This is a genomic window from Nitrospira sp. (assembly GCA_015709715.1).
Taxonomy (GTDB): domain Bacteria; phylum Nitrospirota; class Nitrospiria; order Nitrospirales; family Nitrospiraceae; genus Nitrospira_A.
Map to the genome: position 1 here is coordinate 730,236 of CP054184.1, position 14,082 is coordinate 744,317.

Genomic DNA, 14,082 nt, shown 5'->3' on the forward strand with positions numbered 1-14,082 from the left:
TATTCCCCACTCATTTCACAACGCTTTTCACAACGTCGATTCGCCTACCGATGGCCTTCTATGGGATCTAGATCCGTCGCTATAGTGATTTCCACCGAAGTTTAGGAGGGTGTCTGTGAAAGTACGATTCGCGGTTTTGGCCGATTATGCGAATGTAACGCAAGAGGGCAAATTAAATGTTTTGGGGATGTTTGAGAAAATTCATGTTTCTAAATTCCCTGTCAAACTTCCAGCAATGCAACTGATAATTCGGTTCGAGGCCGATATATCGGAGCGGAACCAGCAAAAGAGCGTTCAGGTGCGTTTGATCAATGGGCGAGGAGAGAGAGTTCTCGAACTCGGTGGTAGCATCGCAATTGGCAATCAAAATCCTGATAACCTCCCATATTTGAATCAGCTTTTGACCCTGCGCGATTTGGTATTTCCTGACGCTGGCGACTACCAGTTCGACATCTATATCGATGGAAGCTTGGCACATTCCGTACCACTAAAAGTGGTACGGCTCAATTCGAACCCCCAGGCATAGCTACGATGTCAAGCGCCCTGTCGTTATTTGAAAAAATGAAACAATCCAAGCATGGATGGCGCTATAATGAGATAAAGACCGTCTATCTTGGATTTGGGTTCGAATATCGGGAGGGGGGGAATCACACAATATTCTTCCACCCGGTCCATCGTCGTCTCGTGGCCACTGTGGCACGACACCGCACGCTTCCCGTGGGCTATGTGCAAAAGGCGATCACTTTAATAAACGCCCTGCATGAACTAGAGCAGGAGTTGGAGAAGGAACATGGCAAATAGTTATACAGTTCATGTCGTACCTGAGCAAACTACAGAAGGCGAATCCTGCTATCTGGCATACCATCCAGAGTTAGAAGGATGCATGAGCCACGGAACAACAATAATTGAGGCGCTTCAGGGCCTTGACGAGGCAAGGCAGTTATATTTGAAAACTTTACTAGAGCTTGGGGAACCTATCCCTGCACCGGCCGAAGATACAGCTTCAGTGATTTGGCAAAATTTCGCTCCAATTTCTGTCCTTCCGGAAAGCTCTATCCCAACTCCGATATTGCCCCGCGCAGAATTACAGCCTACGGGCGAGTGCTAACAATTGTTTAGTTCGAGGCGAAGCCCTAAGCCTTCGAGCCTCACCTTTCTCCTGCCTTAGGTGGAACAAAAAAACGCGCAGTTCTGCCATTTATTGGACAGGACCACCACCACCCCCTCCTGAACCTCTACCACTGGCCCGGCCATGCGCCACACACACCGGCTTTAGAAATCCTCACAAAACAGGGACCCGTCCACAGTTGAACATTTCTGCTGGCCCCAACCTATGGCGAAAACGCTTCCAGGATTTCCCTTGTATCGGGAGCTATGGTCATGCCTTACCGTCAGCCTATGCACTCATGATTTGCCGATCTGGATGTCCCACCGGATCGCCAACTTAATGACCGCTTGGGAAGGCAAGTTACCCAGCTTGCCTTCCCGTCCCTTTCACTTCAGCCCCCATACCGCTCCATCGTCTCCTGCATTTTCTGCATACACGGCCCTGTCAGTAAGCACGCCGTCTGAAACGCCAGACATGCCGCGGTAAACTCTGTCACCGTCACTTTTTGAGGGTCTAGGAGTTCCAGGCGCGCGCAGGCGTTGGCAATTTGCCCGACTGTCGCCCGGATATCCTTGCACACCCGCTGTACATCTGTGATCAAGGCCGGTGAGACATGCTGACCCTCTGGCACCATTTCATCTTGAAAGCTCACAACGATTCCTTTCTTGTGGGTTATTTCACGAGCCGGAGGCCGGTATCCTTAGGTGGTTCTTTTCCTTCACTCGACTCAGACATTCCGGTGTATGAGACTTTGACTTGGCTATGGACGTTGAGCTCTAAAGCGAATGCGTGCAAGGTAGACAGCTTAAAGGCAACATCAGCCTGTCTGCTGATACCTTCCGCGGGAAACTCAATATGAACAAAGCGGCCGGCTTTAGGCTTTTCTTTCTTGGCCATCTGCTACCCCCTTGGCTATCTTTTTCCCTTTGGGCTCTTTCCATAAACTCGCCTTTACGCCTTCCACTTCTTCGGCGAATTTCTCGAATTCTGTTTGGAAGTGCTTTGACATACCCCGGACAAGGCAGTACATGCCTTTCTCATGTTCTACGTCACTCATCACAGCGCCAGGATTCAGCTCGATCTGGTACGCGAAATTATCAAACAGCTTGGCAACTGCACCTGCCTCCTCCGACAAGAGAAGCGCTTTCAGGTTGATATCTGAAAGTTGCGCTCGTACTGATTCAGACATGCTTCACCGTCCTTTTTGAGAGATAAGAGAGTCTCTGTACACACTCAGTTGCCTGTTGCGACAGCGAGATGAACTGGATCGCCATCTCTTTCCAAGGTGAAAACTATGCCTCTGGCGATATCTCGAATCGCATCCAGATCAGACTCGAAGATGCTCATGATGTGTATCAAATCGTCTGATTTCAGAGATGACTTTCCCTCATCATCAGCGGCCTTCACATGCTTTAAGGTGCGCGCCAGGGCCTCAAGCCGTAGAGAATAGGTATGGATGACCTGTGCGTCTGCCAATAATTCTCTCTTTTGATCGCCGTTCATGTTTCACCGTCCTTTCTTGGATGTCTTATTCGGATAACGGCTATATTCCACTGGCGCTAAGTAGGCTTCAGGGTAGTGCCGCCGTACTTGCCTGAGTTCTTCTTGTGCGTCCCTAAGACTGCTTGACTGATAGCCGCACGGGTCGAATGGATAGCCTGGAACATCCCGAACAACCTCGTAATTCACATGTGGTTTCGCCATGAGTCACCGTCCTTTCTGAGTTGAGTTCAAGCGGCATACTTTCCCGAACTTGCGACACCGCGTCTCAAACATGGCCTGTTCGTAGAGGCGGTAATCCAAGTCGTCTATCGCATCGACGTACCACTTCTTCGCAACCTGCAATGATTCGAATGGCCCGTACTTCATAGCCTTCAATCCTTCAATCCTGAGAGTGACATACCAACCGTCTCTGCCCTCTTTGATCGCCTCTTCCATGATGTCTTCGGAAATACTGGTTTCCATAGCCATTCTCTTCACCTGCCTTTCTGGCTCTTCTGAGCCTCTTTGAAATGTTGATTCAGTAAATGCCGGATCAGGCCGGCAGCCGTAGTGCCGGTTGCGCGTAAGGCATCGAGCTTGGCCTTCAATGTTCGGGGGATTGAAACGATAATCCGTGTCATCTCCATAGATTCTCCATATGTGATAATAAGTGATATCAAACTATACAGCATATCATTTGATGTCAAGCATTTTCCGTGGTACCCTCCAGCCCCATGCCTGCCAAACCATCCAAATCAGAAACGCGTGATATTCTTCTCCGTGATCTGCCGGTCAGTTTGGCCGATAAGATCAAGGTTGCTTCGACACTCCACCGATCTTCGATGAAGGACTACATTCAAGAGATTCTGCTGAAGCACGTCGAAGACTTAGAACGAAAAGGGGTGGTGTTGACGTTGCCAGGTGGGAAAACGAAGTCCTAGCTGTGTGACGTGGTAGCCGTGGCTAACGTATCCGCTAGGCTCTGACGGAAAGGACATCGCCATGGATGAGCTAGAGGCAACCAAAAGGCAGCTGGTCGAGACGTATCTATTCCTGCACAACTTTCGTGAGGTTCGGTCGCGTGACGAAATCAACCTCCACTTCTGCATGAATCTAGAAGGCGTGCGCTATGACTTAACGGTTGAGCGTGAGTGGATCGACGTGAGAACGGACAAGAAGACTTCCGACCGGTTAGACGAGCTTCAAGTGGTTCCATTTTTGCTGCAGAACAAGGTCGCGTGGATCGGTGTCACCACGACGGGACAAGAGGTCATCACGCATCTTGAGCCGGATGCGGAAACTTAGCGGAAGGCTCTGGCCGGAGGTGGCTAATGGGAAGGCGAAGGAGAAATTTGACACAATTGCGTTGGCGTGGAACTACCCGAGGAATGGGGAAGTTTCATATAACAGTCCAATAACTAATAGTAGAGGGACTATGGGAAGCCCGAAGAATCATGGGAAGTCTTGGAAATCATCTGAAATTTCAGCCCTTAAGAAATTAGCCAAGGAAAATACTCCGACGAGAGTGATTGGTTTAAAACTTCAACGCACCGAGAACTCCATTCGCGCCAAAGCTTCCGAAGAAGAAATATCGCTCAAACCAACAAATCAGTCGCCATACAATCGAAGGAAAAAATAAGGCCTGACCGACACGCCAATTTCTGCATATTATGGCAAGGGACTCCATGTCAACGATCTACACGTCAGTTATCGACCAAATCACTTGGGAAGACATTGTAGAATTCTGCCGGCAAGGGCGAACGGAGGATGCTTATCTAGACTACAAACGAGATTTTCCCAGTGATTTGGCTAGCACGATATCCGCGATGGCCAACACAATCGGAGGAGTCATCATAATCGGTGTCCAAGAGGACGCCGAGAGCAAGCCAGTCCTACCCGTTGCTGGCATTGATTTCATACGGGGGTTAGAGGAGCGAGTTACCAATATTATACTTGGTAATATTGTCCCTCCCGTTTTCCCAGAAATAAGAGTCTGCCTGAACTCAGAAAACCGCGCACTCGTTTTGATTCGTATCCAGCAAAGCGAAAATGCTCCTCATGCAGTATCCAAGAACACGAAGGTATACCTGCGGACGGGAAATGTTAATAAGCCTGAAGATTTGGCGCAGATTGACCAAATTGATTGGCTTAAAAATCGAAGACAAAAATCTGAAGACCTGCGGGATTCGCTTTTCCTTCGTGCGAAACAGCGTGCGAGTAGACGAGGGAACACATCGGATGAGCCACTTCTCACAATCGCTATCGCACCAGTTTATCCAACTCATCCACTTGCAAATCCATCTTCTCTGAATACAATTCGGTGGGAAATTGAGAGCAAACACGGTATTCACTCAATGCCTGATCCTGATCATAAGGGCGCGGCTTTCGCCCATGAAAGTATAGTGATTGAGGACCACGATATTCCCAGTTCTTCATATACAGAACTCAGTATCTTCGGGATGTACTTCAGTCAGGCATACCTTCTCGATCCTACAGAGTCGAAGAAGGTGATGTATCTTGATCATGTCTTTATCAAGCTATTCCTCCTCCTCACCTCGGGAGCAAAACTCTATTCTCATCTTGGCTATAGGGGGTCAGTTTGGTTCTGCTGCCATCTCACATCCCTGCAAAATCAAGCCATGAGAGGTAGCTACGCTCTGAGGATGCACAGTGAGAAAATGTGTTGCGACTCAGAAATACGAATTATGGACTCAGTTCCGATGCTTCCCAAGGATGTAGACAAAGTTGAATTCTTAGGTCGAGTTGGAAGGACGATTGCATGGGCTTTTGGCTGGGATTTGCCTGAGGAAGACTTAAAGGCACATTTTGAACGCATGGAGAAAGCTGTTAACATGAATTGAAAATAGTTGTCTACCAATGCCACGCCTTCAAAATCCTCGCGTTCTGACACCCCGGCAGCTCTCCTGTGACCAGTGACACTTCGACGAGCTTCCCTGCCCCAAGCGGCTCATTCGGTTGCTGATACAGCAACGGGCAGACATGAGTGAAGATGCCACGCTGAATCGCTTCCCACGCCTTATCGGCGAGTCGTGAGTTGAACAACTGCGCCTCTCCGACCAGACAAGCCCCTTCTACCGGGACATCGACACCGATGGTTTTCAGGGCTTCTGCGGACAGGTCGAAACACTGACTGATACTTGTGAGCATGCCGACAAGAAATCCTCTGTGACCGAATTCCAGGCCACAGGAAGCCGGCCAGGTGATATTCCGCGGCTGATAGCGTGGATTGCCCGATAGGCGGCTTACTGACTCATCCGCGAGGATGAACCTCACCATTCTGGAACTCATGCCGGTAGCATGCGCGAGCGCCTGCCACTGTTCGTAGTAATGCGGCAGGCTCAGTGCCTGCTCCATGGCATGCGCGGCCGCTGTGGCCCGCTCAAGGTCCTGTTCTTGGATCGCCTGAACCCTCACGCCAGGACGCCCCTTGAGCGAAATCGTTCCGTCCGGATTGTGTATGTATTGTTGGATGCTAGAAATCATGCGAGGTCCTTTCCCTGTTTCTCGAGTTGAGGAATGGTGCGACGTGGTAAGGCGGCTGGCACTGGCCCTGCCATGGCCAAATTTCCGGCGAGTGTAATTCCCGCCCCGGCAAACAAAGCCATAGAGCCTGTAAGCCCAATGGCCGGCGGAACGAAGATCGCCAAGGCGAGAATCCCCACCATCGCCACGATCCGGAGGATGTCTTTGCTCTGGTTGCCCCCGCCTTCCGGAATCACCCGCACTGACACCAGGTGATGGGCTTTCGGCTTGACCACATGCCAATAGGCTTTCTCCACCACGCAATCATCGATCAGCACGCGAGCAGGTAGGGTGTCCGGGTTCAGATCGAACTCCCACAGCATGTCGGCAATCGTCATGCCCGGGCGCATCTGTTTGGTCGTCCGCCCTTCCAGGGTGAACGGTCGCGGACAGACAATCATGGGGACGTAGGACGTTGTCTCGTTAGATTCCATTAGCGCCTCGCTGCTTGCCGGTTCGCGCCAAACTGCTTCATCGACTGGTCATACACGCCATCCCGCATCCCTTGTTGCACGGTCTGATGGATTAGTACTTTGATATCTTGTACACCGTTCTTGTTGACCGGGCCTCGCTCCACCGATACAGCCGCATCACTATGGTTTTCGACCTGCACGTTGACGTGGACTTGAGTGGATACCATGCCGCCTGGATTCCCGTAGGGCATCCCTTTCAGTGTCACTGGAATCGATCGGCCGTCCGGCAAGGGTACGGCTGCTTCTGGTCCTGCTTCTCCAAAGATCGCCGGCACATTCGAAATACCTCCGCGCGCGTGGCCACGCAAGGCAAACCCGCCGACATCTCCCGCCCCACCGATGAGCCCACCGATTGAACCGCCCCCACCACTCATGAGCATGTCGAATCCTCCAAGGATCATGCGTGTGGTGAGCTTGGAAGACACATCGGCCAGAATATTTTTGGCAAAGTCGGTCAGGCCGGTCACCACATCTTTGAAGCTCTTGATTCGTCCTTCCATGCCGTCAAAGAAGAATTTGCCAAAGGCCTGCTCCATGCCTTGCGCGACTCTCCGAGCTTGGTCCGCTCCTAACCCAAACACCGACTGATCGTTAACATACCTTCGCATCGACTTCGCAAAGCCTTCAAAGAGATCGTCTGAATACTTTTCCGACACCGCCCGTTGATCAGCCATGGCACCCATCATGATCGCGGTGACTTGATCCCACGTCTTTTGCGTGCCGTCTAACAGTTCCGCCGCATGGATATGATCGTTATTCCGCCAGGCGTTCAGGACCTTCTCGGCCGTCTCCTGGTTCACATCGAGCTGCTTCGCCAGGTTCGCCCGCACCAAGTCAAATTCAGTCGTCATCATATTTTCGCGTGACGTACCGTAGGCCTCCTGGAACTTCAGGAGGTTTTGGTAGTACGTCTGCGTGTCGTCCTGCGCCCTGTGTCTTAAATCAGTTTCGATTTGAAAGTTGGAAATGAGCGCATCTGTCGTCGTGGTTCCATGCGTGGTCTGCTCACGTCCACCAACAACGGACAGCGTAGACATATGCTCTTTTTGTGCGTTCAAGGCTTGTTGACTGAGCGCAGTTTTCTGAATGTCTAAGTCCTGCTGCCGCGCCTTGCTCTGCTCTTTCAATAGTTCAATTTGTTCCTTCGTCAGCCCGCCATACTTCAGGCTTTGATCAAGCCGTTCCGCTTCGATCCGCTTCAGGCCGTTGGTCATCCGGATTTGATAATCGATCAACTCGATTTGGTTGATGAAGTTATTCTCGACCATTTGCCGTTCGGTGATGCTTCGCTGATCAAACGCGTCTTGCCAGAGCTTCGTAATCGTCTGAATCGTTTTCGACTCTAGGGCAATCTGTGCGTCTGCATCTTTGACCAAGATTTGCGATTTGGCATCGGACAGACTGCGCAACTGCCCAGGATCGGCCGGCATGACGAGCGATTTCTTCCCACTCGCGCTTCCAGTTTCCGGCATGGCCGGCAAATCGCGGCCGGTCGCAAACTTATTCATCGCTTCGAGCAACTTGTTGACGTAGGGGAGTACATGCTCACCGATCGACAGCTTCCACGCCTCCAGAATCGTGCTGGTTCTGGCGATATGCTGATTGAATTTCTCTGCGGCCTGTACTGAATCTTCGCCCAAGATCGCATTCATCAAGCGCGCTTCATTCGAAAGGGATTGAAAGCCTTCTTTCCCCACACGCGCCATCTGCTGCATTTCATCGCCGAGCAACTTCGAAATGATGGTCGTCTTGGCTGAATCGTCTTTGAATTCACCCAAACGGCTGACGACTTCTTCAAACACTTTCCCGGTTCCCCGGACCTGCCCATTGGTGTCTTTAACGGAAATCCCCAAGGCGCCGAAGACCCGCTGAGACTCACCGGAACCCTTGGCGGCTTCCTGTAAATTCTCATTCAATTTGCTCATGCCACCGGAGAGTCCGGATAAATCCGTTCCAGTCTGTTTCGCCATGGCAGCAAACATCTGCGCTTCTCGCGTGGACAGATTGGTGGTCAAGGCGAGCTTTTGGATCTCAGCAATATGGGCCGCTGTGGCTTTGGTCGCAGCAACCGCCGCGATGGCCATGGCCCCCACACCGGTTACAAATAAAGCTGGTCCAGTTCCCATGACGCGGCCCATGGTAGAGCCGAAATTCACTACACTTCCATTCATGCCGCTTGCCGCGTCTTTAATGTCGCGCATGATCTGCTTGACGACATTTCCGCCACGGACGGCGGCAGAGGGATTAATCGCTACATCTAATTCAGCCATGGGAATCCTTCTTGATAAGTTTTGACAGCTTTCCTAAATGGGCAATGTTCGCCAAGGCGCCTTCGTCTTCAACGCCTACTCCTAGGGCAAATGAGTAGGCCATGTATGAAAACGCCAACATGACTCCAGAGACTTGGCGCGTCACCTGTTTCTCATCCGAGCTACCGGTTGCCCGTAGGGTCTTGGGCAGTTGATCTGCCAAGTTCTCGCCCATGGAGAGGAGCACAGTTGCAATCACGCTATCCATTTGAGATGGATCCAGGTCCGGAAGGTCGTCTTGATACCGCTTGAGATGACTCAAGACATCGCGAAGACGGTAGGTCTTAGGGTTGTCCTGCGCCGGGACAAGGCCATCTAACCGCTTCGCCAACGTTCGACGGTCCAGGCAGAGTTCTGTAGACAGTGCGTTAATCGACCAAAGCTGACGCTGTAAGGCCATTTACTGTCGCTCCCTGTGGTGGAACATCGAAAAAACATGAAACGCTAGGATTTCACAGCGCAAACACACCGGCGCGTTTGACTTATCCACAGGAGGACCCCAAGACGTCATAACATGACAATCGCGATCGCTCATGACTCACTGACCTTTGCAATCTGTCCAAAGTTCACCTTCACTTCCTCCACCGACAATCGCACCATGCCTGCTGGCGCCTGCTTACTCGTGCCACGTTCGAGAAACGGAATGTAGCGAAGGCGGTTCGTAATCCAGATGGCCGGCTTAAACCCCAACAACGAGAACTTGTAGCTCGCCAGGATGTGGGTGGCTTCAGCCACGGCTAAGGCATAGGCGGCACTGGGCTCTGCATACTGCGGGTAGTTCCCCGGCACGTTGACATTCCGATTCGGCGCTCCGATGGCAATCTGCCAGGACGAGCGAGCTTGCCCCGTCCGGTAGGGTGTTCGGCTAACGATTTTTGCAAACAGAACGATGGCCGCACGCGCGCACACGTTCGAATGCTCTATCGCGACCTCTTCTTCAAACTTGTCGAGCTCCTTTCCGAATGTCGCTAGATCGCTCATTATGTCCCCTCAGACCCGCAGGGCAGGCCGGGCACCAAGTCCCAGCCTCCACTGCGCGGCAGGCCGACGCAACCGTGGGCAAGCTGTCTCGATCCCCGTGCAGCCGGACGAGAATCCGCTGCACGAATTTCTTTCTTGCCCAAAGTTGCGCCCACCGATTCACCACGGCCCGCCAGATGAAAACGCACCGTGGCGCAGCCGAATCGTTTCGAAAGATGATGTTCAGTAGTCTTCATCATCGGCTTACCTGTTTCCGCCTATCTGGATTTCGCATAATGTCGCGCGTCCGGTTTCAAGCAGCCACGTTGCCACGGATTGATGGACGGCCAAAACGCGACCCGCACGCCAGGTTCGATTTTCATGGCGAAACGGTTTCAAGGCTTTCACCAAAACCGCTTGCTCTACCATGGTGCTTTGTCTCCTCGAACCCACCGCGAAGCGGGCAGCCGTACCAACGAGAGATCAATACGGCTGCGCCGCTCCAGGGCTGGCCATGCGCAACCATTGTCTGACAGCCTGATAACGGTTGACTCAGCAGGTCGATTGCGGATGGCCCATGATCGGATCCACGCCATTACGCGCCTATCACTTCCAGGCGGCCAAGTAACACTTCGTCATATGCCGTCTTTGGGGAAAGATCGCCCGGAACGTTGATCAGCGTGTCCTTGCTAAACAGTTGAACGTCTAAGGTGGGATCACCTGGCACAAACCGCTCAAGCTGGTCATTCCAGACTTCCGAAACTGGCGACATCTTCGTGACGCGAAATCCCCGCAATACCTTGGCTTGAAACCGATCGCCTTGAAAGAAGGCATGGAGTGCGCGAATCGCCGACTGATTCACAGAAGGCAATTGCCTCAACAGCGCGAGGAGCACCGATTCACGCCAGCTAACTTCCTTATCCATTCCATTCGCCCATGCCTGCCGTAAGGACCATCCATCCTTCATGGCTTTCAGCGCCAAGTCGCGAATGCTGATAGCGAGCTTGCTGATCTCTTCAGATTGTTTCTCGATTTGCTCATACAGTGCTTTTTGGGCATCGATCAGACTGGCAATCTCGTTGCGTCCATCCACCAATGCCAGTTCGGCCTCATCAAGGGCCAATCGTGCAGTGTCTGTCATGGAATCGAGATACAGCTGTCTACGCCGATCCCGTTCATTTCGTTTTTCCACGGTCCGTTGTTGGGCCGGACCAATCTGTCGGGAAATCTGTCCGACCCTCTCACGAAGCCGCTTCATCTTTTCGTAGGCATCAAGAAAGCTTTGGCAGGTTGCATCTAATTCGCTGACAGCCGGTGTGGTCTTAAACAGATTGAACATGTATCCTCCTATTTTCCGCCCCATGAAACGACAAGTTCTTGATGCTCCGGATCAATTCGGATCGACACTTTTCCTCCGGTAACAATCTCTCGCGGCTGAACCGGCTTGCTGTGCTCGGCATTGGTCTGCTTGGCTGCAACTGTGGCTAGCTTGTCCGTGTAATAGGCTTCCAACTCGCCAAGGACTTCTTCTCGGTCGCGATCGCTGACGCCTATGCTCATAGTGCGAGCCCCTTTCGTTTTCATAGGTCCATCCTGACAGATTCCGCATGTGACCGCGTGACAGGACCTGTCACACTTACTGCAAACACCCGGCCGTCTCGTGTTCGATCGCGAACACATCGGAGTGCATACTCTCCCCACACACCGCAACTTCTGCTGAGCAATACGGACAGCTGATATGCGCCAATCTTCCCCCCAAGACATCGTCTGATGGATCCAAGTAAAAGGCCATTCTGAGCCGATGCGGCGATGACATCGGCTACTGTCCAGTGGGCTTCCCCTAAGTCGCTATGAACGTATCCCAATAGTGCTTCGATCGCCTGTGCATCTGCCCGAGCACGCTCACGTCTGAGGATGCGCACTTCTGTCTCTAGAAGTTCAATTCGGCGCGCCAGGTCTTCGAGGGTCATCGTTATCGCGATCGCTCCACAGCTGGACAATAACTCCGACCCGGACGAGCCGGGGGTTCAGCTTGACGGCTGGCTTCGTTCAACAAGGTGGCTAGATTGGCCGCGGCGCTCCACGTCAGAGTGATTTCCGATCCGGCATCGGAATGAATGGTGACTTGATGTTTTGTGCTGTCCGCTTCAACGTGCATCGTTCTCCCTCCCCTACGCAATGATTCGAAGTTTTGGCAATGTGACGCCTTCAGGGATTGAATAATCGGGCAGCAGTTTCTGCGCGTGCTCCGCCGGAATGCGCCCAAGCCGTACTGCTTCCTCAAGTGCTCCCTGCCGGCCGTGAGGATCGTGCCCTAGAGACACCCGCCATTTTGGAGGACGTTTTTGATCTCGTGCTTCCGCAACCGCTTTGGAATAACTCTCCTTGAACGCAAGACGAGCCGCCACTTTGTCATGAGCCAGATGCCGCGCGACGCCATACGCTTCCGCCATTTCTTCAGTCCAGACTACTGAACGATCTTCATCACCCAGCAAACCCGCAATCATTGCCCAGGCTTCCTCAATTCCGGGATGTCCAGACGGAATGCGATCGATGATGTCAGCCAGCGTGATTTTACGAAGCTCTTTTCGGCAACGCGTAAGGGCCTTGAGCACATCACCTAACGGATATCCCTGGAGTTCGCTGACGATGGTCGCAAGACCAATATCCGGCATTTCTTGTCCAACAACGGCAAAGGTTGCGGCCACTGCTTTTGCCAACTCCACTACGCACCTCCTTGAGGTTGCACCATGGCCGTGACGCGTTTGACCTGTTCCATCACATCGTCTCGTCTTTCGGCATTTCTAGCTTCGCCGGTCGTAGCCTTCACACCTGTCTGCCATTGCGTCTTCAGTCCAGTACAATCCTTTAGCAAAGCCTCAACAGGGTGACGGTTAGAGACGTAAAACGACTTGTTATGCTCGACATAGAAGGCCGCGACATGGGGAGCAATTTCAGGTCCCAGTCGTTCAACGAGCTTCGCTAGAATTCCATTGACCTGCTTGTCTCGATGAGGATTGATCCCATAGCGATTGCGATAGGCTGCTGAGTACGCTTCCCAGGTCGATACGGTTCGACCAGCAGCAACCTCCACCAATGATCGCTCGCCCGCGTCGGGCGCAGCGGAACTCTTTTCTTTCGTTTTCCTTTCTTCTCTTTCTTCTTTAGGAATCGAAGAAGAGGAGGAGGATGAAGAAGAAGAGGCAAATGAAGACGAAGAAGAAGAGTTGCCATTTGGTTCAACCAATTCACCACCATTAGTTAACGACCCTTCAACCAGCCTTGAACGTTCCTTGGATCGCAAAGCCCTTGATTCAGCTGAACGCTTTCCGCCTTCCTGGCTTTTCTTTCTCCATGCCTCCTGTTTTTTCCGTTCCTCCATCAGGCCCATATCGCAAAGTCTTCCTGGCTTCTTTGGGTGAGGGATAAAGCACTTACGCAACTTTTCCCCACTGCCCTTGTGCCAGCTATCTCCAAGGCGTGACAGCATGGCAAGCTCTTCATCATCATCTGGAAGACTGCAATCAGGATCCCGCCAGGCATGGCATTTAAGCCGGAAACGGGCGCCCTCTTCGGCCGGCGTAAGAAGCGCGTTCAGCGTGTCGGCCAGCCAGTCAGCTGCGTAGGTTTGAAAAGCGGGAGCTAAGTTTATCTTTGCCATCAACTATTGCCTCTCCTTCGCATTAGTCAGTGCCTCCTCTAAGGGACACCCTTCCAGCGAAGCTACCCAGGACTCGATTTCATGCCTCACGAAGACGATTCTTCCGCCCAACCGTCGAAACGGAATCAACCGTCTACTCACCTGCCCGCGTATTGTTTTTTCAGTGGTGCCAAGGAACGAGGCCGCAGTGGCTATATCCATTAGAGCGCCGTTTACTCGTCGAGGACCAAGGCCTTGACCAGGCTTTTTCATGGGAGGTATGCGGAGAGAAGAAGTCACGGACTATCGCGACTCCTCTGCAGCAATCTCTTTTCGCCAGCCCTTTAATATATGCTGGTCGATCCATGACCTGGGTATCCTTACTGATCGTCCTCCTATCTTTGTATATGGACAGCGACGCGTCGTAACCCACTTCCTAATTGTGCTTGGTTGCATCCCCAGCAAGGCGGCGGCTTCGCGAACCGTAAGCAACTGTTCTGCTTTGGTCATATGGTCTCCTTCGTTACGCTTGGGTATCCCTTGACCCTTTTGCAGATTATCTGTTAC

General features: G+C 52.2%; 21 protein-coding genes. 5 read left to right on the forward strand and 16 right to left on the reverse strand.

The window, feature by feature from the left end:
- Positions 1 to 115 precede the first annotated feature (115 nt).
- Both HRU82_03350 and HRU82_03355 read left to right on the forward strand, forming a co-directional pair.
- Positions 116 to 526: a hypothetical protein gene (locus HRU82_03350; protein QOJ34041.1), complete on the forward strand. Its 411-nt coding sequence runs from the start codon at positions 116 to 118 to the stop codon at positions 524 to 526.
- Positions 527 to 790: 264 nt separating this feature from the next.
- Entirely contained in the window at positions 791 to 1,108 is a 318-nt protein-coding gene (locus tag HRU82_03355; protein ID QOJ34042.1) for a type II toxin-antitoxin system HicB family antitoxin, read from the forward strand.
- A 672-nt stretch (positions 1,109 to 1,780) separates the two neighbouring features.
- Here HRU82_03355 and HRU82_03360 read toward each other — a convergent pair.
- The 5 genes from HRU82_03360 to HRU82_03380 form a co-directional block, all read right to left on the reverse strand.
- Positions 1,781 to 2,005 (reverse strand): hypothetical protein, encoded by a 225-nt coding sequence (locus tag HRU82_03360; GenBank protein ID QOJ34043.1) that lies wholly within the window; start codon positions 2,003 to 2,005, stop codon positions 1,781 to 1,783.
- Entirely contained in the window at positions 1,983 to 2,297 is a 315-nt protein-coding gene (locus HRU82_03365) for a hypothetical protein (GenBank protein ID QOJ34044.1), read from the reverse strand. Before HRU82_03365 ends, HRU82_03360 begins: the two co-directional genes overlap by 23 nt.
- Before the next feature lie 44 nt (positions 2,298 to 2,341).
- Positions 2,342 to 2,611, reverse strand: a complete 270-nt coding sequence (locus tag HRU82_03370; protein QOJ34045.1) for a hypothetical protein — start codon at positions 2,609 to 2,611, stop codon at positions 2,342 to 2,344.
- 204 nt (positions 2,612 to 2,815) lie between these two features.
- On the reverse strand, positions 2,816 to 3,079 hold the full coding sequence (locus tag HRU82_03375; GenBank protein QOJ34046.1) for a hypothetical protein: 264 nt from the start codon (positions 3,077 to 3,079) through the stop codon (positions 2,816 to 2,818).
- A gap of 5 nt (positions 3,080 to 3,084) precedes the next feature.
- Positions 3,085 to 3,237 carry a hypothetical protein gene (locus HRU82_03380; GenBank protein QOJ34047.1) on the reverse strand — a complete coding sequence of 51 codons (153 nt, stop codon included), beginning with the start codon at positions 3,235 to 3,237 and terminating at the stop codon, positions 3,085 to 3,087.
- An 87-nt stretch (positions 3,238 to 3,324) separates the two neighbouring features.
- Here HRU82_03380 and HRU82_03385 point away from each other — a divergent pair, with 87 nt between their 5' ends.
- The 3 genes from HRU82_03385 to HRU82_03395 all read left to right on the forward strand — a co-directional run bounded on the left by HRU82_03385 (position 3,325) and on the right by HRU82_03395 (position 5,451).
- A complete protein-coding gene (locus tag HRU82_03385; protein QOJ34048.1) occupies positions 3,325 to 3,531 on the forward strand; it encodes a hypothetical protein in 207 nt (68 codons plus the stop codon).
- A gap of 61 nt (positions 3,532 to 3,592) precedes the next feature.
- Positions 3,593 to 3,895, forward strand: coding sequence for a hypothetical protein (locus tag HRU82_03390; GenBank protein ID QOJ34049.1), 303 nt, complete (start codon positions 3,593 to 3,595; stop codon positions 3,893 to 3,895).
- Between the two features lie 380 nt (positions 3,896 to 4,275).
- Positions 4,276 to 5,451, forward strand: a complete 1,176-nt coding sequence (locus HRU82_03395; GenBank protein QOJ34050.1) for an ATP-binding protein — start codon at positions 4,276 to 4,278, stop codon at positions 5,449 to 5,451.
- A gap of 10 nt (positions 5,452 to 5,461) precedes the next feature.
- Here HRU82_03395 and HRU82_03400 read toward each other — a convergent pair whose 3' ends face one another.
- From HRU82_03400 to HRU82_03450, 11 genes are all read right to left on the reverse strand, one after another.
- Positions 5,462 to 6,094: a hypothetical protein gene (locus HRU82_03400; GenBank protein ID QOJ34051.1), complete on the reverse strand. Its 633-nt coding sequence runs from the start codon at positions 6,092 to 6,094 to the stop codon at positions 5,462 to 5,464.
- Complete coding sequence (locus HRU82_03405) at positions 6,091 to 6,534, reverse strand: hypothetical protein (GenBank protein QOJ34052.1); 444 nt, start codon at positions 6,532 to 6,534, stop codon at positions 6,091 to 6,093. The genes HRU82_03400 and HRU82_03405 overlap by 4 nt, the downstream gene beginning before the upstream one ends.
- A gap of 32 nt (positions 6,535 to 6,566) precedes the next feature.
- Entirely contained in the window at positions 6,567 to 8,876 is a 2,310-nt protein-coding gene (locus tag HRU82_03410; protein QOJ34053.1) for a hypothetical protein, read from the reverse strand.
- Entirely contained in the window at positions 8,869 to 9,315 is a 447-nt protein-coding gene (locus tag HRU82_03415) for a hypothetical protein (protein ID QOJ34054.1), read from the reverse strand. The genes HRU82_03410 and HRU82_03415 overlap by 8 nt, the downstream gene beginning before the upstream one ends.
- Positions 9,316 to 9,446: 131 nt before the next feature.
- A complete protein-coding gene (locus tag HRU82_03420) occupies positions 9,447 to 9,896 on the reverse strand; it encodes a hypothetical protein (protein ID QOJ34055.1) in 450 nt (149 codons plus the stop codon).
- A 574-nt stretch (positions 9,897 to 10,470) separates the two neighbouring features.
- A complete protein-coding gene (locus tag HRU82_03425) occupies positions 10,471 to 11,214 on the reverse strand; it encodes a hypothetical protein (protein ID QOJ34056.1) in 744 nt (247 codons plus the stop codon).
- An 8-nt stretch (positions 11,215 to 11,222) separates the two neighbouring features.
- Entirely contained in the window at positions 11,223 to 11,459 is a 237-nt protein-coding gene (locus HRU82_03430) for a hypothetical protein (GenBank protein QOJ34057.1), read from the reverse strand.
- A gap of 587 nt (positions 11,460 to 12,046) precedes the next feature.
- Positions 12,047 to 12,601 (reverse strand): hypothetical protein, encoded by a 555-nt coding sequence (locus HRU82_03435; protein ID QOJ34058.1) that lies wholly within the window; start codon positions 12,599 to 12,601, stop codon positions 12,047 to 12,049.
- Positions 12,601 to 13,536 (reverse strand): hypothetical protein, encoded by a 936-nt coding sequence (locus tag HRU82_03440; GenBank protein ID QOJ34059.1) that lies wholly within the window; start codon positions 13,534 to 13,536, stop codon positions 12,601 to 12,603. The genes HRU82_03435 and HRU82_03440 overlap by 1 nt, the downstream gene beginning before the upstream one ends.
- Positions 13,537 to 13,539: 3 nt before the next feature.
- Positions 13,540 to 13,737: a helix-turn-helix domain-containing protein gene (locus HRU82_03445; protein ID QOJ34060.1), complete on the reverse strand. Its 198-nt coding sequence runs from the start codon at positions 13,735 to 13,737 to the stop codon at positions 13,540 to 13,542.
- A gap of 81 nt (positions 13,738 to 13,818) precedes the next feature.
- Complete coding sequence (locus HRU82_03450) at positions 13,819 to 14,025, reverse strand: helix-turn-helix domain-containing protein (GenBank protein ID QOJ34061.1); 207 nt, start codon at positions 14,023 to 14,025, stop codon at positions 13,819 to 13,821.
- Positions 14,026 to 14,082: the final 57 nt, after the last annotated feature.